Here is a 20,214-nt window from a genome sequence, read left to right as displayed (position 1 = left end):
CGGATCAGGCCGATTTCGTTCGGGAGGCGGGCCTGGAGAGCAGCTCGGCGGCGGCACCGGTCGCCAGCGGATTGGGGAGGGTGCTGTCCTCCGGAAGTCCGCCGATCTCCGCCTCGGCCTGCCGCCAATGATCCTCGGCCAATCCTTCGGGGTGGCCCTGCGCCTCCCATATGGCATAGGCGCGCTCGCGAATCCTGTCTTCGGTATCGTCCGGCATGGAGCCTCCCTCGGCGGCCCTGATGGCTGCCTCGGTCAAATGCGCGGGATGCGAATAGGATGCGCGGTCTGATCTGGATCAGTAAAATTTCAGCCCGGACGTCAGCCCCGCCCAGCGCCATTGCGCGTCATTCGGTAGCAAGTTCGGGATATTTCTCCATGATCGCGCTGGTCACGCCATTGGTCCAACCGAAGCCGTCCTGTGTCGGATATTCGCCGCCGCCGCCGGGCTTGCGTTCCTCCACATCATATTTTTCCAGCATCCGGCCGGTCTCGACATAGGCGGCCGTCACCGTGCCCAGCCAGCGCCTGGCGATTTCGCGCGCCAGCGCGGCTTCACCCGACCGCTCAAGTCCCGCAATCGCGATCCATTGCAGCGGCGCCCAGCCATTGGGCGTATCCCATTGCTGGCCGGTGCGCAGCGTCGTTGTGCGCAGCCCGCCCACCGCCAGCAACCGGCTCCGCACGGTCGCGCCGACCGCCTTCGCCTGGGCGGGCGAAGCGGCGCCGGCGAACAGCGGGTAGAGCGTGGCGGCCGACAGAACCGGCGTCGGCTTGCGGGCGGTGCGGTCCCAATCGGCATAGCGGCCCTCGCGCGCTACCCAGAAATAGCGGTCCAGCGCTCCGCGCCTCTGCCTTGCCAGACGGGTGAAGCGATCGGCGCAGGCGCCGTCCCGCGCTTCGCCGCAACGGCGGGCGATGGTCTCCTCCACGATCAGCATCAGGCTGTTGAGGTCGACGGGCACGATGTCGGCGGTGCGGATCGATGAAAGCCGGCGCGGGTCCGCTAGCCAGCGGCTGCTGAAGTCCCATCCGCTTTCCGCCCCGGCGCGCAGATGGCGGTAGAGCGCCTGGGCGGGGCGCGTCCGGTCCTCTGCCGCCGTCGCCACATCTTCGGCATAGGATTCGTCGCGGGGCTGCGGAACATCGTCCCAATAGCGGTTGAGCAGCGTGCCGTCCGGCATTTTGACGACCCGCGCGCATGCGCCGCCGGCGTCGACACAGCTGGCGCCCCTCATCCAATAATCATATTCGCGGCGCAACGCGGCAAGCCGTCGGGCGTCGACCGTGGGATCGCCCTGTTTCGACAGGCCCAGCATCAGCGCGAAAAAGGGCGGCTGCGACCGGCCCAGATAATAGCTGCGCATGCCGTTGGGAATATGGCCATAGCGCTCGATGGCCGCCGTGAAATCCGTCAGCATGGATTCGATCAGCGGCTGCTGCCCGTCGACGGCCAGGCCGAGCATGGTGAAATAGCTGTCCCAATAATAGATTTCGCGGAAGCGGCCGCCCGGCACGACATAGGGCGCCTCCATCGGCAGGGCGGAACTGCCCGGCGCCACGGCTTCGGGCTGGCGCACCAGCGTGGGCCAGAGCGTCCGGATGTGCCGGCGCAGGGTGCCGGCGTTACGGTCATTGACGCCCGGCACGGCGAAATTGGCAAGGACGAAGCTGCGCAGCGCTTCCTTGTCCTGCGGCCTGCTGCTTCGGAAATCGGCCATGATCGCGTCCGGCGCGCGCCGGGGCACTGCGTCGACGAAGGTCTTGCCGTCGGGGAACAGCCGCTGCGTTTGCACGGCCCGGAACAGGTCGCCATAAATCTCCGCCGGGGAGGTTTGGGCCGAAATCGACGCCGGCAGCGTCAATATTGCAGCCAGCATGACGATACGCCGCCAGGGCGACGACTTCATGGCCGATCGGACGTGCATGGTTCCTCTCTCCTTGACCGAAGACTTTATTATGATGCGCTCCCGTGCCGCGCGGACCGGCTTCTTCTCGCTCTCTTCACCGGAGGGATCAAAGGAAAACCTCTCTCCATTGAGACATTAATGCAACGATTGCGCGGAAAAAAGAAGAGCATAGCGGCTATGGATGCACTTTCCATTCCGTCATCGAAAATAGATGCAGTATGTCAGCGGCAGATCGGCGGGGCATCGATCGCGCCGACTTCGGAAGAGGGAGGAAGTCATGCCGAAAAGCCTTCAACGCCGCCTGATGGCGGGTGTTACCGTCAGCGCCTTTTTCACCGCCTTTCCCGCCCTGGCCCAGGTTGCAGGCGGCAGCGCCGCTCCGCCGGAAGAAGCCAGCGACGTGGAGATCGTGGTCGTCGGCACCGCCGGCGCGGGCACGCGGCGGCAGGATGCGTCCTTCGCCGTCACCTCGCTCAATAGCGAAGCGATCACGCGGGCGGCGCCCAACAGCACCGCCGACCTTCTGCGCACCGTGCCGGGCGTCATGGCGGAAAGCTCCGGTGGCCAGAACGGCGCCAATATCTTCGTGCGCGGCTATCCGTCGGGTGGCGACGCGCAGTTCGTGACCTTCCAGCTTGCCGGCGTGCCGATCTTTCCGCCGCCGACATTGTCCTTCCTGGAAAACTCGCAACTCATCCGGCTGGACGAGACGGTGCAGCGCGTCGAAGCGGTGCGCGGCGGCACCGGCTCCCTCTTCTCCAGCGGCCAGCCGGGCCTGACCGTAAACGTCGTGCCGCGGATCGGCGGGGCGGATTTCAAGGGTTCCGCCAAGATTTCCTATACCGATTATGACGAGATTCGCGGCGACGCCTGGGTCTCCGGCCCGCTCGGCCCCGACACGGGTTTCATGGTCGGCGGCTTCTACGCGCAGGGCAACGGCATTCGCGATCCGCGCTATCGGGCGGAAAAGGGCGGCCAGATCACCGCGAACATCCATCATGACTTTGGCGGCCGCGGTTCCGTGGAGGTATATGCCCGCTATCTCAACGATCACGGCCAGTGGCTGCTGCCGATCCCCGTCGTCTCGAACGGCGGCAAGATCAGCGCCTATCCGGGCTTCGATGCCGGGACGGACACGCTGAACGGTCCGGATACGCGCCGCGTCACCAATCTGGTCGGGCGCGCCGTCGATCTGGCCGACGGACGCGGGGCCAAGGTGATCAACACCGGCATCACCTTCGATTACGAACTGGTCGACGGGCTGCGTTTCCGCGAGCGCATGAGCTTCCTGGGCGGGCGCGCCGACACGGTCGGGCTGGTGCCGGTGGCGGCGCCGGTGGCCGCTTCCGCCATGGCGCAGACGCTGGGCGGAACGGGCGCGACGCTGGCCTCGCTCACCTATGCCAATGGCGGTGGCGTGGTTCCGACCGGAGCCAATACGCAGGTGCTGCGCGCCGGCATCTGGGAAGTGCGCAAGAAAATCTCCTCCTTCGTCGCGGACAGCGCGCTGGAATGGGCATCGGGCAACAACAAGCTGACCGGCGGCTATTATTTCGCGGACTACACCACCCGCGACCAATGGGTGCTGGGCAATCAGGTGCTGTTGCAGGCGGAACCCAATGCGCGGCGGCTCGACATGACGCTGACCAGTGGAGCCGGGGTGTTGCAGGCAGCGACGCTCAACGGTTTCTCCAGCGGGCCCGCCTTCCAGGTGCGCGGCAATTATGAGGGCAAGGACTATGCTTTCTACGCGGTGGATGAATTGCAGATCACGCCCGAACTGCGCGTGGATGGCGGCGTGCGGTGGCAGCGCCATGTGGTCGATGCGACGCTCAGCACATCGGCCGATGGCGGTTCGTTCGATCTGGATGGCAATCCCAACACATTGTACGACAATGCGATTACTCGGCTGGGGCCGCCACGCTCAATCCGTTACCGGGACTCGGCCTGGTCGTGGACCGTCGGCGCGAATTACGATTTCAGCCGGGAGATCGGTGTGTTCGCCCGGTACAGCCGGGGCAACAGCTTCCCGCAATTCGACAATCTGCGCGAGGCGTCCGCCACCAATATTGCAGACAAGACCGGCCTTGCCGCCGTTGCCGAGGTGGATACCTATGAGGCAGGCGTGAAAATATCGACTGCCCTCGCCAATCTCTATGCGACGGTGTTCCACAACAAGTTCGATGGTCTTGCCACCACGACGCTGATCAACAATGTGCCGATCAGTTCGAATGGCGGCGCGAAGGCGACGGGCGTGGAACTGGAAGGCGCGCTGCGGCCGTTCGAGGGGTTCAGCATTTCCGGCGCGCTGACCTGGCTGGACGCCACCTATCGCGGCTTTTTCAGCGGCGGCGGCACGATCGACAACACCGGCAACCGCGTGCAGCGGCAGCCCAAATGGGCCTGGCGCGTCACCCCTGCCTATGAAGTGACGGTGGGCAGCCTCAAACCCTCCGTCTTCGCGACGCTGCAATATACCGGGGACCGCTTCTCCGATCCGGAGAACAACCAGTTGCTGCCGAATTTCTACCAGCTTGACGCGGGCGTGGCCGTTACCGTCAACGACCGCATCCGCCTGGCCGTCACGGGCAACAACCTGACCGACGAGATCGGATTAACGGAGGGCAATCCGCGCATCATCGGCGGGCAAGGCTCCGGCCCGATCCTGGCGCGCCCGATCCTGGGCCGATCCTTCCGGTTCAGCGCCGCGGTCAATTTCTGATCGCTGATGGACCGGCGCGACCTTCTGAAGGGAATGGCCGGGGCGGCGGCAGCGTCCGTCGCCCCGGCCGGCCTGTCCCAGACGCGGCGGGGCAGGGCGCGCAACGTGCTGCTGCTGATTTCCGACGATCAGGGCCTGGACCTCGGCTGCTATGGCGTGCCGATCCGCACCCCGCGCATCGATCGGCTGGCGGGGGAGGGGACGCGCTTCACCCAGGGCTTTGCCGCCGTATCCTCCTGCAGTCCCAGCCGGGCGGTGATCAATAGCGGGCTCTACACGCACCAGAACGGCATGTACGGGCTCCAGCACGACATCCATCACCAGTCGTTGCTGCCGGGACTAGAAACGCTGCCCTCGCTCCTGCGGCGGGCGGGCTATGCGACGGCGCTTGTGGGCAAGAAGCATGTGGGGCCGGACTCGGCCTTTCCCTATGAGGCGGAACTTGTGCCCGAACGGTCGGGCATCCGCGATGTCCGCGAACTGGCGATTGCGGCGTCCAGCTTCATCCGCTCCACGGACGATCGGCCTTTCTTCGTTACCATCGCCTATAGCGATCCGCATCGCGCCGCCGTCGATTATGGCAATGACCGGCCATGGCCGGGCGTGAAGCCGGCCCGCTACGATCCGCGCAAAGTGCCCGTTCCGTCCCATCTGCCGGATCTGCCGGCCATCAGAGCCGACCTGGCGGAATATTATGAGTCCGTCAGCCGTCTGGACAGCGGGGTCGGCATGGTCCTGGACGATCTTGCCGCGACCGGCCGCGCCGACGATACGCTGGTGATCTTCCTCAGCGACAATGGGCGGCCCTTTCCCGGCGCGAAGACCAATCTCTACGACGCCGGACTGCACCTGCCGCTGATCATCCGCGCCCCGGGAAGCGCGACCGCGGTCAACGATGCGATGGTGAGCTGGGTCGACATCGCGCCGACCATATTGGAATGGACCGGCGTCGCCGCGCCGACCGCCTATGCGCTTTCCGGCCGTTCGCTGCTGCCGCTGCTGGGCCGTCGCGCCGATCCGCAACGCGACGCCGTGTTCGCCAGCCACGACTTTCATGAGATCAACCAATATTATCCCATGCGGGCCATCCGCACGCGGACGCACAGCTATATTCTCAACCTCGCCTCGCCGCTGGACTATCCCATCGCCGGAGACGTGGCGGGTTCTCCGGCGTGGAAGGCGATCAGCGCCGATCCCGCCATCCGCCTGGGGAAGAGGACGCAGGCAGCCTATATCAAGCGGGACGCGGAGGAGCTTTACGACCTGACGCGCGATCCGGATGAGCTGGGGAACGTCGCCGCCGATCCCGCCTATGCCGGGGTGAAGCGGACGCTGGCCGAACGTCTGCATGCCATGCGGGCGGCGACCAAAGACCCCTGGCTGGCCGGACAGACCGATCCCTATTCGCATATGGGACGGCCGTGATGGCGGACGAGTTGGACCGGCGCGGCCTGTTGCTGGCCGGCAGCGCGGGGGCATTCGGTCTTTACAGTTGGGCGGCGGCGGATGCCGCGGCCGTTCCGGCCAAAAAGAAGCGGTTGAAGCTGCGCCGCCGCGCAGGGACCAGGCCGAAGAATATCCTGGTCGTCCTCACCGACGATCATCGCTACGACGCGATCGGCTTCATGAAGGCGCAATCCTTCGGGGAGACGCCGACGCTGGACCGGCTGGCGCGGGAGGGGGTGCATTTCAGGAACGCCTTCGTCACCACCGCCCTGTGTTCGCCCAGTCGCGCCACGATCTTCACGGGGCTCTATGCGCATCAGCACAGGGTGGTGGACAATAATCATCCGATACCGGCCGGCCTCATCTACTATCCCGAATATCTCCGGCAGGCGGGCTATGAGACCGCCTTCATCGGCAAATGGCACATGGGGCAGGAAACGGACCAGCCCCAGCCCGGCTTCGACCATTGGGTCAGCTTCAAGGGGCAGGGCACCTATCTGCCGGGCGAGGATGGCCTGAACGTCAATGGCCGCAAGGTGCCGCAAAGGGGCTATATCACCGACGAACTGACCGACTATGCGATGGACTGGATCGGCAAGCGCGACGGCAAGCGCCCGTGGATGATGCATCTGGCGCACAAGGCCGTCCATTCGGAGTTTATTCCCGCCGAGCGGCATGCAGGGCGCTATTCCGGGGAGACGTTCCGCTATCCGGACACGATGAAGCCAGATGTTCCGGGCCGGCCGATGTGGGTCGAAAACCAGCGCAACAGTTGGCACGGCGTCGACTATGCCTATCACGGCAAGCTCGACATCGCCGATTATTACAAGCGCTATATGGAAACATTGCTGGCCGTCGACGAAGGACTGGCGCGTATCATGGACCTGTTGGAACGAAGGGGCGATCTGGACGACACACTGATCCTCTATATGGGCGACAATGGGTTCATGTTCGGGGAACATGGGCTGATCGACAAGCGCGCCGCCTATGAGGAATCGATGCGCGTGCCGATGCTGATGCGTTGCCCCTCCCTCTTCGGCCCGCGGACGGTGGAGGACATCGTCGCCAATCTCGACGTTGCGCCCACCATGCTCGCCGCCGCGGGGCTGGAGGCGCCGGATGGGCTTGCCGGCATGGACATGTTGCCGCTGGCGCAGGGACGGGCGGTCCCGTGGCGCAAGGATCTGGTTTATGAATATTATTGGGAACGCAACTTCCCGCAGACGCCGACCGTCCATGCCCTGCGCGAGGATCGGTATAAATATATCCACTTCCACGGCATCTGGGACGTGGACGAACTGTACGACCTGGCGGCCGATCCGCAGGAGAGCGACAATCTGCTGGCCAGGCCGGGGCATGAGCAACTGGCCGAACGGATGAGCGCGAAGCTGTTCCGGATGCTGGAGGAAACGGGCGGCATGCAGATTCCGCTCAGCCCGGATGCCGGGGAGCGGAACGAACTGCGCGATCCCAAAGGCTCGCCGGCCGCCCCTTTCCCGCCGCGCTTCTATCGGCCATCGGGAAGATAGCGACGCGAAGATAGGGCGGGGCGGACGGAAGGGGACCGGAAGATGAAATTGGTCATCGAACCGTTGCCGACGCCGCCATCACCGCGCGCCCGAACTCGTTGCGCTCGACGACAGCTATGCACCTCTGCCGGCCGAGGAATCGCCGCCGGAAACGCCATCGTCCAGTCCCACCGTATGGGGTCGGAAACCGGCATGGCGCGGCAAGGCATCGGCCATTTCGAACCATGGAATGCGGCTGGCATCCCAGATGTGGAATTGAGGGGCAAGGGCGGAGGGATCGTCAAGCGTGGCAATCGTGAAGTCGATCGTGTCGGGCTGGTGATCGACCTGCATGGTGAGAGGCGTTCCGCACGCGGCGCAAAAGCCGCGCTCGCCAAAGTTGGAGGACCGGCGGACGGCGCGTTCGCCCGCGACGATGCGAAAGTCCCCGACCGGAACCGTGGCGAACGCCATGACCGGCGCGCCGCTCGTCAACTGGCATAGCCGGCAGTGGCAATAACCTGCATCGAAGGGCGGGGAATGAAGCGCATAACGCACCGCGCCGCAGGCGCAGCCGCCGGAAAGCATGGCAGAGGCGTTCATCATCCCTTCTCCCTGGCGCGGGGCGGCGGCGCATCCGCCAGTTCGATCCAGACCGGCGCATGGTCGCTGGTCTTTTCCCAGCCGCGCACGTCGCGATCCACTTCGGCGGCGACGAGCCGGCTCGAAAGGGCTGGGCTGAGCAGCAGGTGATCGATCCTGAGCCCCGCATTGCGCGCATGGGCGTTCCGGAAATAATCCCAGAAGGTGTAGATGGTTTCATCGGGATGAAGCGTGCGGAGGCTGTCCGTCCAGCCCTGGTCGAGCAGGCGGAAATAGGCCGCCCTGACCTCCGGCGCGAACAGCGCGTCGTCGCGCCAGCGTTCCGGCTTATAGACGTCGAGGTCCGTGGGCATGACGTTGAAGTCGCCGGCGAGTACGACCGGCAGTCGCTGGTCGATGAACCCGGCGGCATGGTCGATCAGCCGGTCGAACCAGCGGAGCTTATAGTCGAACTTGGGGCCGGGGCGGGGATTGCCGTTGGGAAGATAGAGGCCGCCTATGAGGATGCCGTTCACCGCCGCCTCGATATAGCGGCTGTGGCTGTCGTCGGGATCGCCGGGCAGGCCGCGGCGGGTTTCGTGGATTTCGCCGACGCGGCTGAGGATCGCCACGCCGTTCCAGCTTTTCTGGCCATGCCAGACCGCATCATATCCAAGGTCACGGATCGGCCCTTCCGGAAACTTCTCGTCGGGCGCCTTGAGTTCCTGAAGGCAGACGATGTCAGGCCGCGCCTCGGCCAGCCAGCGAAACAGGACAGGGAGCCGGCCGTTGACCCCGTTCACATTGTAGGTCGCGACCTTCACGGCCCGGGCGGCTGCCGGCGGGCGTCATGGGCCATGACTGCCGCATCTCGCGCCAAAATATCGTCGCCTGTCTTCATGGTGATTCAGGAGACGCCCGTCCGCGGGACTCGTTCCGCCCTCATGTCGCTTCTTCGGCCATTATCCATGCGGCGCGGCTTTCTTCGTCAGAATTGCCATAGCAGCCCCGCCCGCGCGGCATGGTTCTGACTGGCCGGCGAGAGCGCGCCGCTGTAGCCGAGATTGATCCGCATGTTCGATCCCACCGCCGCTTCCAGCCCGATCTCGCTGACCAGCGTGTCGCGAGCGATCGGCAGGCCCGTCACATGGAAACGCTGGCCGCCCAGGGCGGCTCCCACCACCGGAAGCTGATCTCCGAAAGCATGCTGCCAACCGGCCGAGGCGCGCAGCGTCAGCGATGAAGCGCCCCATTGCAGCCGGGTGTCGCCGCGCAGACCGGCGGTCGCGAAGCTGGTCCGCATCGAATCCCCGCCCAATGCCAGCGCCGCGCTGCCGCCGCTTTCCTGCCCTTTTCCGACCCGAAGCTGCACATGCGCCATGCTGATGAAAAGTTCCAGCGCTCCGGCGGACAGGGCGAAGCGATGGGCCGCCTCGGCAAAGGCCTGGGTCGTCGTGGCGCGGTACCGTGTGCTGAGGCTATCCGCGAACCCAGCGAAGGCGACCGAGCGTCGCGCATCAATGTCCTGCCAACTGACGATAAGACCGCCACGCAGCGTGACTGGCGCCAGCGCAGCGCCGCCATAGAAACCGGCATGGTAGCTGTCGATGTCGGCATAGCCCTGCGCCCTCATGGCGGCGCGATGATGGCCGCCGACGATACCCAGCCGCAGCGTCGTTTCCGGCACCTGCCATTCGGCCCCGAACAAGGCGCCCGACGAACCTTGCGCCACGGCCGACGCATTGTCATGGCCCCGCCGGTTGCCCCATTCGTCAAGCGCCTTCACCCAATAGGCAGGCCCAGGCCGGTCGTCGGCCGGACCGCGCAGCCGTTCCAGCGTGGCATCGCGCGAAAGGCCGCTGGCCTCCACCAGCGCCGTATGGATCGAGGCGTGGAACGCCCCGGAGAGCCGGTCGAAGGCATTGCGCGCCGTGTCCGCATCGCTCAGCAGCACGGCGTCATAGGCCGCATTGCCCGAACCCAGTGTCTGGAGCGCGGCTCCGGCGGCGCGCTGGTTGGACGTGGCGGCCACCTCATCGAACCGGACGTCGTTGCGCCTGAGCGTCAGGGTGACCGCATTGGCCGAATAGCCAAGGCTCGGCGTCAGGAAGGCGAAGGAGGAGGTGACCGTGTCGAACCGCCCCCGGATTCCAGCCTGGGCGGTGAGGATGGTATAGGTCGCGCTTGGCCGATATGCGCCGTTCGCGCCGATATGCGCCACCGTGCCGCCAAGCGTCGCCGCGCCCAGCACATCGATGCGGTCAGTGACCGTGCCCGATGGATCGACCTCGATCTCCGTACGGCTGCTCGGCGACAGTTCCAGATCGCCTTCCACCGTGAGTGTCGCGATGCCTGGCCCCGGCGCCATTATCCCTCCCGGTGCGATCCGCACCGAGCCCAGGCGGCCCCGTCCCGCCAGAAGGCTGCCGCCCTCCACCGCCAGCGCGCCGCCTAGCGCGCCGTCGACCGTCAAGCGACCGAACCGCACTTGCGTGGCGCCGGTAAAATCCCGCGATCCGCCGGTCAGCGTCAGATCGCCGGTTCCTGCCTTGATGAAGCGGCCGGCACCCGCCAGCGTGCCTGCATAGCGGCTGTCGCCCGGTTCCTCGAACAGCAGTTCGGCGCCCGGGTTCAGAACGGCGTCGCCGGTGAAGCGGCTGGCGGCGGTGGCCAGCCGCCCTTCTTCCAGCCGCCAGTCCAGCGTGCTTGCTCCCATGAGCGTCAGAACGCCGCTGCCGCGCTTCACCATCCGGCCCGCAATGCCGCCAAGCGGGCGGATGCCACCGGCAAAGCCTTCATTGGTTCGCTGGTCGAACACTATTGTCGTCGCGTTCGATATGTCGCCGCGGATCGACAGCGCATTGCCGACCAGCGTGCCCGCCGCAACCTCCGTATTGCCGGCATAGCCGTTCACGCCCGACAGGATCAGCGTGCCCGCGTCCTGCTTGACGAGCGTGGTGTTGCCCGAAAGAGCCACCGCGATTTCGGCGGTCATCGTTGTGCTCCAGACGCTTCCGTCACCGACCCGGATGACCGTGCGGTCGCCTCCCGTCAGCGTCAGCCCGCTTCCCGACAGTTGGTAGCCGGTCACGGCGAACTGCATGCCTGCGGTCGACAATGCCCCCGCGCTGCCGTCCAGGACCACCTGTCCGCCACGCCCGGCAAAGATGGCGAAGGCTGCGGGATCGGCTGTGCGGCTACTCGCGCCATCCTCCCCGGTCCAGTCCGGCGTCCCGGCGCGCCATGTGCCGGGCCCGCCATCCACCCTGCCATCGGAATGGCGCGTTGGATCGCCGCCATCCCAGAAAAGCAGCGGGCGTGCGGACGCGCCGGACAGCAGGTTCACCTGGCCCGCCGTCGCCGTCTGAACCGACAGCCTGCCTGGAACCTGTCCGGGCGGCGGGGCGCCGAGTTCCAGGCCATGATCGGTCAACTGCCCGCCATAGCTGAACAGCCGGTAGAGGCCGTCTTCCAGAGGATCGCTGCCGCCAAGGTCGAGGATGCCGTCGAGTGTCAGGTTCCCGGCTATATCGAACAATGCCGGATCGCCCGACCGGCGCAGGGCGGCCACGACGACCGATCCCGAACCCAGCTTCAGGCTGGCCATGTGGAGCGTGTCGCCACCCCTGCCCAGCAGGCGGCCGCCGCCTCCGACATCGACCGCGCCGACCCGGCCCGTGCCGCTCAGCACGCCGCCGTCGGAAAGGCGAAGCGTGCCGCCCAGCGCGCCATCGACCCGCAATGCGCTGCCTTCGACGCGGGTGGCGCCAGTGAAATCGCCCGATTGCCCGGTCATCAAGAGCGTTGCGGAGCCGGTCACGTCGAATCCCCCGCTGCCGGATAGCCGATAGGGATATACCGTTTCCGCGCCCGTTATGTTGCCGGAGGAGAAGGTCAGCGCACCTCCACCGCCGATTTCGGCATCGCCGCCAAATCCCTGGGCGCGGGCGATCAGCCGCCCCTCGTCCACCCGCCAGTTCAGTGCATTGCCGCCGCCCAGCGTGAGGGCGCCCGCGCCCTGCTTGATCATATATCCCCAGAAGCTGAACACCCCGCTGACATTCCCGGCGAAGGTCGCGTCCTCCTCCTGGCCGAAGATCACGGTGCCGCCATTTTCCAGATTGCCCCGGATCGAATGGACATTGCCGATGACGGTGCCGCCATCGACCCGCGTGTTGCCCAGATAGCTGTTCTTGCCGGTCAGCACGACCGTGCCCAGATCGTTGAAGAACACCCCGCCCGTGCCGGTCAGTTCCGCATCGATCCGGGTGGTGGCGCCCATTTCCGACCGGATCGAGGTATAGGCGCCGCCGTCCAGCTTCAACGACCCGCTGGTGAGGCGATAGCCGTCCGACCGGAACAGCATGCCGGTGACGGACGGCACGCCCTGGCTGTCGTCTATGGTGACCGTTCCCGGCCTTCCCTGGAATATCGCAAAGGCGGGCACCGGGCGCATCGGGCCGTTGATGACGCCGTTGCTGTCGGTCCAGCTCGGTTCCGTCATGCGCCAGAGGCCGGCCCCCCCGTCTATGGCGCCATTGGCGTGCAGTTCAGGATCGCTGCCATCCCAGAAGCGGAGCGCCGTCTGCGCCTCCGCTTCGGCGGGCGTCATCATCATGCCCCCCAGGAAAAGCGCTGCGGTCGTGTCCCGCGCGATCGATCCGGACTGCGCAAACCCTCCGCGTCGACCCCTACGTCGCATCGGCCTGTTCCCTTTTCACGCCAGCCCCCGAAGGGGATTGCGCCCGCTAAGCAGTTCATCGGCAACGCTTTTGCGCCGATCTGTGAGATTGGCGCGGGGAAGGGAGGCGCGCAACATTCCATCCGCCGATGGAGCGCGGGCATGCCGCAGACCGCTGGCGGCAAGCGACGGCGCGCTCCGGGATCAAACGGCGTTTCCATCGGTTCGAAGGCGATGGACATCGCGACCAATCCCGAATGGCAACGCCTTCTTCCCTATGCACTGGCAGGCGCCGTCTTCCTCATCCTGCTCTTCAACATTCCCTTCATCGGACGCGTCCTCCGCGCCCTCCTATCGGTGGCTCTGCTGGCGCTGTGCCTTCTGATCCTTGCGCAACAGGCCCCGTTCGACCCCAATCTGAGCCCGCTGATGAACCGATTGGGCCTTAGCAGCCAGCAGGTGACGGGGGATATGATCCGCATCCGCATGGCGGCGGATGGCCATTTCTGGGCACGGGCCGAACTCAATGGCGTGAAGCGCCGGATGCTGATCGACAGCGGCGCGACGGTGACGGCGCTCTCCCGGGAGACTGCGCGCCAGGCCGCGGTCAGCGTGGACGATGGTCTGGTGCCGGTCCTCATGCGGACGGCGAACGGAACCATCCGGGCCGACACCGGCACCGTCGCGCGTCTGAAGGTCGGCGGAATGGAAGCCCGCAACCTCAAGGTGATCATTTCCCCGGCGCTGGGAAATGTCGACATATTGGGCATGAACTTTCTGACGCAGCTCGCGTCCTGGCGGGTGGAAGGACGCGAGCTGATACTGGTGCCGGCCAAGGATCGGGACGGCTGAAGCAAAGGGAAGCCGCCTCCCGCATCGGCGGCCCGCTCAGGCGGTAAGAAGGGCGTCCCGATAACGGGGCGCGACATCGCTCTTGGACAGATTCGGTCCCATGGCGAGGCGCGCCTCCTGCAAGGTCAGCCATTGCTGTTCGTCGGACAGCGGCGGAATGGTGACGGTCTCGCCCCTGTCGAAGCCGAGCAGGGCGGCATCCACCATATCGCCCGCTTCCATCACGAAGCCTGCGGGAAAGGCATCGACATCCTTGCCCGACCGCGCCCAGATTTCGGTTCGCGTGGCGCCCGGCAGGACGGCCTGCACGCGGACGCCCTTGTCGCGCAATTGCGTGGCCATCGACTGGCTGAGGTTCAGGATGAAGGCCTTGGTTCCGCTATACACCCCATCGAACATCTCGGGCGCGAGGGCGAGCACGGAGGACAGGTTGACGATCGCGCCACGGCCCGCCGCGACGAAGGCCTTGCCCGCCGCGGAGGCGAGCCGGGTCGGCGCCGTCACGTTGAGGGCGATGATCCGCGACAATTGCGGCGTGTCATTGTCCAATATGCCGCCGTTCAGCGACATGCCCGCATTGTTGACGAGCATGGTGACGTCGCCTGCGGCCAGGCGCTCCTCAATCCGTTGCAGGTCGCCCTCGGCGGTCAGGTCCGCCGCGATGACCTCCACGTCCACGCCCGCTTCGCCGCGCAGCCTTTCGGCCAGCGCATCCAGGCGCGGCCGGTCCCGCGCGACGAGAATGAGGTCGAAGCCGCGTCTGGCCAGGCGGTCCGCATAGACCGCGCCGATACCGGTCGAAGCACCTGTGATAAGGGCAATGTTCTTTTCAGCCTGTGTCATGGCAATACTCCTGGGGATGGTCGGAAGAGCCGGTGAGGCCCGTCACATCAACGGCGGCATCGAAAAGGCGGCAGGCTCCAGCACGGGCTGGTGCCGGTGAATCCTAACATTATCTCGGGCTGCATCATCGCCCTTCCTGACACCGTTGCGAATATGACGAACATCATATATATGACGATTGTCATTTGTCCAGAGGGAAGGGGCATGGCAAAGACGCAGAAGAAGAGGAGGACGAGCGGTCATGGCTGACAAGAGCGCGCACAAGGCGAAGACGCGCGCGCGTATCCTGGGCGAGGCGGCCGGGGCCATGCGCATGGCGGGCGTGCAAGGGATCGGCGTCTCGGCGCTGATGCAGCGGGCGGGCCTCACCCATGGCGGCTTCTATGCTCATTTCGAGTCGCGGGACGATCTGGTGGCGCATGCCGTCGACCGCATGTTCGAGGAAAGCGCCACGATATTGGATCGCTTTCTGGGGGAAAGGCCGGACCTTGCCAGCCTGATCGACCATTATCTGTCGGAAAGCGCCTATCGAGCGGCGGACCGTGGTTGCCCCTTGCCCGGCCTTTCGGGGGAGGCCGCACGCATGCCACCCGACGCGCGCCTGCGGTTCGAAGCGGGGGTCAGGCGGTTTCGAGAAGGGATTGCGCGGGCGCTGGAGATTGCGGGCCGGTCCGATGGCGCGGCGCTCGCCCATTCGCTGCTTGCGGAGCTTGTCGGGGCCATGACGCTGGCGCGGGCGATGTCGGATGAAGGCGCGGCGCTGGATTTCCTCGCTTCGTCTCGCGACCGGCTTAAGGAACGTATCGGTCTGGCCTGACCGCGGCTTCCCTTCTGGGGGTGTTCATCGCCGGCCCCAGTTCATGCAGCAGGCAATCCACGACCTGCCGCACCTTTGGCAGCAGATGCCGCCGCTGGGGATAAACCGCCCATATGGGCTCATCGTCCGGCTGGACATCCTCCAGCAGCAGTTCGACCATGCCGTGCTTGAGATAGGGGAGGATGTAGAAATCCGGGAGCTGGCAGATGCCGAGCCCCGAAATGCACGCTTCCATGACGGCGTGTCCGCTATTGCACCTGAAGCGCCCCTTGGGCCGATGGATCATTTCCTGGCCATCGACCTTGAAATGCCATGTGCCTGCGGAGCCCGCGATGCATTCATGCCCCGCCAGCGCACCGACGCTGGCGGGGCGGCCCGCGGAAGCCAGATAGCTGGGGGCTGCGCAGGTGTAGAGCGTGCGCGATGCCACCCGCGTCGCGATCAGGCGAGGGTCGTTGACCGTCCCCGTCCGCACCGCGACGTCGAATCCCTCGCCGACCAGATCGATGACCCGGTTGGACAATTCGATCGACACGGCCAGCTTGGGATGCTGCATGGCGAAGCGGCGGATGATCGGCGCCACGAAGCGCTCCCCCATGGCCGTCGAGCAGGTGACGCGCAACTCTCCCTGCGGCTCGCTTCTCTCTCCGATCAGGGCGATGGCTTCGTCCCTGTCCTTGGCGATGCGCTCGCACCGTTCGAAGAACACCCGGCCGGTGTCGGTCAGCCGGACGGTCCGGGTGGTCCGGTGGAAAAGCTGCGCCTGCACGCGCTGCTCCAGCGCCATGATGGACCGGCTGACATGGGTGGTGGAGACACCCAGCGCCCTTGCCCCGCGCGTGAAGGAGCCTGCGGTGGCGACACTGATGAACTCGTCTATGCCATCCCAGTTGGACATTTGATTATACCAGCTCAGGAATAATGATTTTCCGAAACACTATATTATCACCATTGCGGAACAGCGCTAGGGAGGGCGGAAAGAGAGGGCGCGGCGGGAGCCATGGCCTCTCTTCTCGCAAATGATCATGACGAGGAATGAGAGATGAAGACCCGCGCCGCCGTCGCCTTCGAGGCGAAGAAGCCACTGGAGATCGTCGAAGTCGATCTGGAAGGCCCGAAGGCGGGCGAGGTTCTGGTGGAGATCATGGCGACGGGCATCTGCCACACCGACGCCTATACGCTGGACGGTTTCGACAGCGAGGGCATTTTCCCCTCGATCCTGGGCCATGAGGGCGCCGGCATCGTGCGGGAGGTCGGCGCGGGCGTCACTTCGGTGAAGCCCGGCGACCATGTGATCCCGCTCTACACGCCCGAATGCCGCCAGTGCAAAAGCTGCCTGTCGGGCAAGACGAACCTGTGCACCGCGATCCGCGCGACCCAGGGCAAGGGACTGATGCCGGACGGCACGACCCGTTTCAGCTACAAGGGCCAGCCGATCTTCCACTATATGGGCTGCTCCACCTTCTCCAACTTCACCGTCCTGCCGGAGATCGCTGTGGCGAAGATCCGCAACGATGCGCCCTTCCAGACGAGCTGCTATGTCGGCTGCGGCGTCACCACCGGCGTGGGCGCGGTCGTCAACACGGCCAAGGTGCAGGCGGGCGAGAATGTCGTGGTCTTCGGCCTGGGCGGCATCGGCCTCAATGTCATCCAGGGCGCGAAGATGGTCGGCGCGGACAAGATCATCGGCATCGACATCAACCCGGATCGGGAGGAATGGGGCCGCAAGTTCGGCATGACTCATTTCATCAACAGCAGGGGCCTGTCGCGCGAGGAGACCGTCGCCAAGATTCTGGAGGTGACGGACGGCGGCGCCGACTACAGCTTCGACGCGACCGGCAATACGGAGGTGATGCGCACCGCGCTCGAATGCTGTCATCGCGGCTGGGGGGAAAGCATCATCATCGGCGTCGCCGAAGCGGGGAAGGAGATCAGCACCCGCCCGTTCCAGCTCGTCACCGGCCGGGTCTGGAAGGGTACGGCCTTCGGCGGCGCGAAGGGCCGCACCGACGTTCCCAAGATCGTCGACTGGTACATGAACGGCAAGATCGAGATCGATCCCATGATCACCCACGTCCTGACGCTGGAGGAGATCAACAAGGGCTTCGACCTGATGCATGCGGGAGAGAGCATCCGCAGCGTCGTGCTGTTCTGATACGGCGAGGAGAAAATTTATGGCGGTGACTTCCGGTGCCGTTTCCACGCGATCGGATGGCAGGTGATCATGGAACAGGTGAGCGCCAACAAGGCCTTTGGCGGCGTGCAGGGCGTGTACCGGCACGCCTCCGCCTCGACCGGGACGGACATGACCTTCTCGGTCTATGTGCCGCCCCATGCGGAAGGGACGAAACTGCCGGTCGTCTGGTATCTGTCCGGACTGACCTGCACCCATGCCAATGTCACCGAAAAGGGCGAGTTCCGCGCCGCCTGCGCCGAACTGGGCCTGATCTTCGTCGCGCCGGACACCAGCCCGCGCGGCCCGGACCGCAACGGCGATGCCGTGGCGGACGATCCGGACGGGGCCTATGATTTCGGTCTGGGCGCCGGCTTCTATGTCGACGCGACGCAGGCCCCCTTCGCCGCCCATTATCGCATGTGGTCCTATGTGACCCAGGAACTGCCCGCGCTGGTCGCGGCCAATTTCCCCGCGGACATGGAACGCCAGTCGATCATGGGTCACAGCATGGGCGGCCATGGCGCGCTGACCGTCGGCCTCACCCTTTCTGACCGGTACAAGGCGGTATCGGCCTTCGCGCCGATCGTCGCGCCGGGGCAGGTGCCCTGGGGACAGAAGGCGCTGGCCGGCTATCTGGGCGACGACCCGGCCGCCTGGCGCCGGCATGACGCGGTCGCGCTGATCGAGGACGGCGCCCGGGTTCCGGCGCTGCTGGTCGACCAGGGGACGGCCGACAATTTCCTGGAACAGGAATTGCACCCGGAACTGCTGAAGGCGGCTTGCGCGGCAGCGGGGATCGACCTGACGCTGAACATGCGCGACGGCTATGACCACAGCTATTATTTCATTTCCACCTTCATGGCGGACCATCTGCGCTGGCATGCGGCCCGTCTTGGCAAGGATTGATCGATGGTGCAGATTTTCGTGACCGGCCGCGACGGCGTAGAACATGCTTGCCATGCCCATGTGGATGACGAACGCGCAGCCGGTCTGCCGCCGCTCGGCCCTGATGAGAACGACCTGCTCGACAGCAGCGATCATCGTATCGACCGGTCCCGCCTGTCCTGCCAGATTCCGCTGACGGTCGAACCGGACGGCCTTCGCGTCACCATCGCGCCGGAGGATTGAACGCCATGGCTGCGGACCTGCTCGGTCGCTATTATGCGGCCTTCAATCGCGGCGACAGCCCGGCGATGCTCGATCTGCTGGCGCAGGATGTCGTGCACGAACCCTCGCAGGGTTCAGCGCGGGAAGGGAAGGCGGCCTTTGCGCAATTCCTCGACCATATGAACCGCTGCTACAGGGAAAGGGTCATCGATCCCGTGTTCCTGGCCTCCGCCGATGGAAAACGGGCGGCCGCGGAATTCATGCTGGAGGGCGAATATATGGAAACGGACGGCGATCTGCCTCCTGCATCCGGCCAGCGCTATATTTTGCGCGTCGGCGCCTTCTTCGAACTGCGCGACGGCGTGATCGCGCGGGTCAGCAACCATTATAATCTGGCCGACTGGCTGGATCAGGTGAAGGCGGGATGAGGCAGGCCGGGGAGGGCGATCATCCGACGCGCTTCGGGCGGAAGCCGCTACGGGACTCCGAATGACCGACGTCCGCATTGCAGCCGCGCAATATCCGATCGAACTGTTGCCGAGCTACGGCGCCTGGGAAGCGAAGCTCAGCCGCTGGATGTCGGAGGCGGCGGCCAGGCGCGCGCAGCTCCTTGTCTTTCCGGAATATGCCGCCATGGAACTGGCCGGCACCGATCCGGCGGCGGCGGCCGATCTTCATGCTTCGCTCGACCATGTCGTGGCGCTGGGGGAACGGATCGACGAACTGCACCGGCAACTCGCCATCCATTATGGCGTGACGATCCTGGGCGGCAGCCGCCCGTGCCGCGACGCCCGGGGAGCGGTCGTCAACCGCGCCCGGCTCTTCTGCCCCGATGGCCGGACCGGTTATCAGGACAAGATCGTCATGACGCGGTTCGAACGGGAAATCTGGGGCATAACGGGCGGCGAGGCCGTTCATGTCCTGGATGCGCCCTTCGGCAGGGTAGGGATTTCCATCTGTTACGATGCCGAATTTCCGCTGATCGCGCGGGCACAGGCCGAGGCGGGCGCCAGGATCATCCTGGTGCCGTCTGCGACCGACAGCATGCAGGGCTATTGGCGCGTCCGCATCGGGGCGCAGGCCCGCGCGCTGGAAAACCAATGCTATGTCGTCCAGGCGCCCACGGTGGGGCAGGCGCCCTGGGTGCCCTCTCTGGATGACAATCACGGCGCGGCAGCCATTTACGGTCCGCCCGACGGCATCGCGCCGGATAATGGCGTATTCGCGGTCGGTGAAGTCAACCGGCCGCAATGGCTGTTCTCGGATGTCCGGCTGGATCAGGTTGATGTGTGGCGTGGCTCCGGTACGGTCCTGCCCTTCCTCCACTGGCCCGAGCAGCATGTGGCCATGCGACCGGATGATGCCTGCCGGGACGAGCCTGCGCTTCCCGCTCCAATCACGGCTCCGGACAAGTCTGAGGATCGTCCCGAACCGATCTTCGGAAGTCTTGAATGAGCAGCCATCGATTTTATCGAGCCTGACCGAAGCTGGCGCAGATGCCTCGCGCCATGTCCTCTCATTTCCACCAAGCAGATACAGGATATTCCTGTCGGGTCGTCCAAAGTCGCCGGAC

The 20,214-nt window shown here is 65.5% G+C and carries 16 protein-coding genes and 1 pseudogene; 10 read left to right on the top strand and 7 right to left on the bottom strand.

Annotated features, from left to right (window positions below; all coding sequences use genetic code 11):
- Positions 1-4: 4 nt before the first annotated feature.
- Positions 5-217 carry a DUF2934 domain-containing protein gene (locus tag TZ53_RS06545; protein WP_025550207.1) on the bottom strand — a complete coding sequence of 71 codons (213 nt, stop codon included), beginning with the start codon at positions 215-217 and terminating at the stop codon, positions 5-7.
- 127 nt (positions 218-344) lie between these two features.
- A complete protein-coding gene (treF, locus tag TZ53_RS06540) occupies positions 345-1,925 on the bottom strand; it encodes an alpha,alpha-trehalase TreF (protein WP_238320133.1) in 1,581 nt (526 codons plus the stop codon).
- A 259-nt stretch (positions 1,926-2,184) separates the two neighbouring features.
- Here treF and TZ53_RS06535 point away from each other — a divergent pair, with 259 nt between their 5' ends.
- The 3 genes from TZ53_RS06535 to TZ53_RS06525 are packed head-to-tail and all read left to right on the top strand — an operon-like array spanning position 2,185 to position 7,604.
- On the top strand, positions 2,185-4,629 hold the full coding sequence (locus TZ53_RS06535) for a TonB-dependent receptor (protein ID WP_044660768.1): 2,445 nt from the start codon (positions 2,185-2,187) through the stop codon (positions 4,627-4,629).
- A gap of 6 nt (positions 4,630-4,635) precedes the next feature.
- Positions 4,636-6,054, top strand: coding sequence for a sulfatase family protein (locus TZ53_RS06530; protein ID WP_052628135.1), 1,419 nt, complete (start codon positions 4,636-4,638; stop codon positions 6,052-6,054).
- On the top strand, positions 6,054-7,604 hold the full coding sequence (locus tag TZ53_RS06525) for a sulfatase family protein (protein WP_084694338.1): 1,551 nt from the start codon (positions 6,054-6,056) through the stop codon (positions 7,602-7,604). Before TZ53_RS06530 ends, TZ53_RS06525 begins: the two co-directional genes overlap by 1 nt.
- Before the next feature lie 114 nt (positions 7,605-7,718).
- Here the strand turns inward: TZ53_RS06525 and TZ53_RS06520 are convergent, their stop codons facing one another.
- The 3 genes from TZ53_RS06520 to TZ53_RS06510 all read right to left on the bottom strand — a co-directional run bounded on the left by TZ53_RS06520 (position 7,719) and on the right by TZ53_RS06510 (position 12,783).
- On the bottom strand, positions 7,719-8,189 hold the full coding sequence (locus tag TZ53_RS06520) for a GFA family protein (RefSeq protein WP_197565240.1): 471 nt from the start codon (positions 8,187-8,189) through the stop codon (positions 7,719-7,721).
- Entirely contained in the window at positions 8,186-8,989 is an 804-nt protein-coding gene (gene xth, locus TZ53_RS06515; protein WP_044660766.1) for an exodeoxyribonuclease III, read from the bottom strand. The genes TZ53_RS06520 and xth overlap by 4 nt, the downstream gene beginning before the upstream one ends.
- Positions 8,990-9,153: 164 nt before the next feature.
- The gene (locus TZ53_RS06510; RefSeq protein ID WP_238320132.1) at positions 9,154-12,783 is read right to left on the bottom strand and encodes an autotransporter domain-containing protein; all 3,630 of its coding nucleotides are present in this window, start codon (positions 12,781-12,783) and stop codon (positions 9,154-9,156) included.
- Between the two features lie 225 nt (positions 12,784-13,008).
- On the opposite strand from TZ53_RS06510, the gene TZ53_RS06505 reads away from it, so the two are divergent.
- Positions 13,009-13,698: a retropepsin-like aspartic protease family protein gene (locus TZ53_RS06505; protein WP_238320131.1), complete on the top strand. Its 690-nt coding sequence runs from the start codon at positions 13,009-13,011 to the stop codon at positions 13,696-13,698.
- Positions 13,699-13,734: 36 nt separating this feature from the next.
- Here TZ53_RS06505 and TZ53_RS06500 read toward each other — a convergent pair whose 3' ends face one another.
- Positions 13,735-14,541 (bottom strand): SDR family NAD(P)-dependent oxidoreductase, encoded by an 807-nt coding sequence (locus TZ53_RS06500; protein WP_025550200.1) that lies wholly within the window; start codon positions 14,539-14,541, stop codon positions 13,735-13,737.
- A 241-nt stretch (positions 14,542-14,782) separates the two neighbouring features.
- Between TZ53_RS06500 and TZ53_RS06495 the strand changes: the two genes are divergently transcribed.
- Positions 14,783-15,358 (top strand): TetR/AcrR family transcriptional regulator, encoded by a 576-nt coding sequence (locus TZ53_RS06495; protein WP_025550199.1) that lies wholly within the window; start codon positions 14,783-14,785, stop codon positions 15,356-15,358.
- Here TZ53_RS06495 and TZ53_RS06490 read toward each other — a convergent pair.
- Complete coding sequence (locus TZ53_RS06490) at positions 15,333-16,256, bottom strand: LysR family transcriptional regulator (RefSeq protein WP_025550198.1); 924 nt, start codon at positions 16,254-16,256, stop codon at positions 15,333-15,335. The genes TZ53_RS06495 and TZ53_RS06490 overlap by 26 nt on opposite strands.
- Positions 16,257-16,400: 144 nt before the next feature.
- On the opposite strand from TZ53_RS06490, the gene TZ53_RS06485 reads away from it, so the two are divergent.
- The 5 genes and pseudogenes from TZ53_RS06485 (at position 16,401) to TZ53_RS06465 (ending at position 20,096) form a co-directional block, all read left to right on the top strand.
- Positions 16,401-17,513 (top strand): S-(hydroxymethyl)glutathione dehydrogenase/class III alcohol dehydrogenase, encoded by a 1,113-nt coding sequence (locus TZ53_RS06485; protein WP_044660764.1) that lies wholly within the window; start codon positions 16,401-16,403, stop codon positions 17,511-17,513.
- A gap of 69 nt (positions 17,514-17,582) precedes the next feature.
- Entirely contained in the window at positions 17,583-18,440 is an 858-nt protein-coding gene (fghA, locus tag TZ53_RS06480) for an S-formylglutathione hydrolase (RefSeq protein WP_044660763.1), read from the top strand.
- A 48-nt stretch (positions 18,441-18,488) separates the two neighbouring features.
- A pseudogene (locus tag TZ53_RS06475) lies at positions 18,489-18,662 on the top strand (2Fe-2S iron-sulfur cluster-binding protein); the annotation flags it as partial.
- Between the two features lie 5 nt (positions 18,663-18,667).
- Positions 18,668-19,069, top strand: a complete 402-nt coding sequence (locus TZ53_RS06470) for a ketosteroid isomerase-related protein (protein ID WP_044660762.1) — start codon at positions 18,668-18,670, stop codon at positions 19,067-19,069.
- A gap of 61 nt (positions 19,070-19,130) precedes the next feature.
- Positions 19,131-20,096 (top strand): carbon-nitrogen hydrolase family protein, encoded by a 966-nt coding sequence (locus TZ53_RS06465; protein ID WP_044660761.1) that lies wholly within the window; start codon positions 19,131-19,133, stop codon positions 20,094-20,096.
- Positions 20,097-20,214 lie beyond the last annotated feature (118 nt).

Source organism: Sphingobium sp. YBL2, from assembly GCF_000943805.1.
GTDB lineage: Bacteria > Pseudomonadota > Alphaproteobacteria > Sphingomonadales > Sphingomonadaceae > Sphingobium > Sphingobium fuliginis.
This window is presented reverse-complemented; position numbering and strand designations above follow the sequence as displayed.

Coding starts and splice junctions, on each gene's coding strand:
- TZ53_RS06545 (WP_025550207.1), bottom strand. CDS start 217: ATGCCGGACGATACCGAAGACAGGATTCGCGAGCGCGCCTATGCCATA.
- treF (WP_238320133.1), bottom strand. CDS start 1,925: ATGCACGTCCGATCGGCCATGAAGTCGTCGCCCTGGCGGCGTATCGTC.
- TZ53_RS06535 (WP_044660768.1), top strand. CDS start 2,185: ATGCCGAAAAGCCTTCAACGCCGCCTGATGGCGGGTGTTACCGTCAGC.
- TZ53_RS06530 (WP_052628135.1), top strand. CDS start 4,636: ATGGACCGGCGCGACCTTCTGAAGGGAATGGCCGGGGCGGCGGCAGCG.
- TZ53_RS06525 (WP_084694338.1), top strand. CDS start 6,054: ATGGCGGACGAGTTGGACCGGCGCGGCCTGTTGCTGGCCGGCAGCGCG.
- TZ53_RS06520 (WP_197565240.1), bottom strand. CDS start 8,189: ATGATGAACGCCTCTGCCATGCTTTCCGGCGGCTGCGCCTGCGGCGCG.
- TZ53_RS06510 (WP_238320132.1), bottom strand. CDS start 12,783: ATGATGATGACGCCCGCCGAAGCGGAGGCGCAGACGGCGCTCCGCTTC.
- TZ53_RS06505 (WP_238320131.1), top strand. CDS start 13,009: ATGCCGCAGACCGCTGGCGGCAAGCGACGGCGCGCTCCGGGATCAAAC.
- TZ53_RS06500 (WP_025550200.1), bottom strand. CDS start 14,541: ATGACACAGGCTGAAAAGAACATTGCCCTTATCACAGGTGCTTCGACC.
- TZ53_RS06495 (WP_025550199.1), top strand. CDS start 14,783: ATGGCTGACAAGAGCGCGCACAAGGCGAAGACGCGCGCGCGTATCCTG.
- TZ53_RS06490 (WP_025550198.1), bottom strand. CDS start 16,256: ATGTCCAACTGGGATGGCATAGACGAGTTCATCAGTGTCGCCACCGCA.
- TZ53_RS06485 (WP_044660764.1), top strand. CDS start 16,401: ATGAAGACCCGCGCCGCCGTCGCCTTCGAGGCGAAGAAGCCACTGGAG.
- fghA (WP_044660763.1), top strand. CDS start 17,583: ATGGAACAGGTGAGCGCCAACAAGGCCTTTGGCGGCGTGCAGGGCGTG.
- TZ53_RS06470 (WP_044660762.1), top strand. CDS start 18,668: ATGGCTGCGGACCTGCTCGGTCGCTATTATGCGGCCTTCAATCGCGGC.
- TZ53_RS06465 (WP_044660761.1), top strand. CDS start 19,131: ATGACCGACGTCCGCATTGCAGCCGCGCAATATCCGATCGAACTGTTG.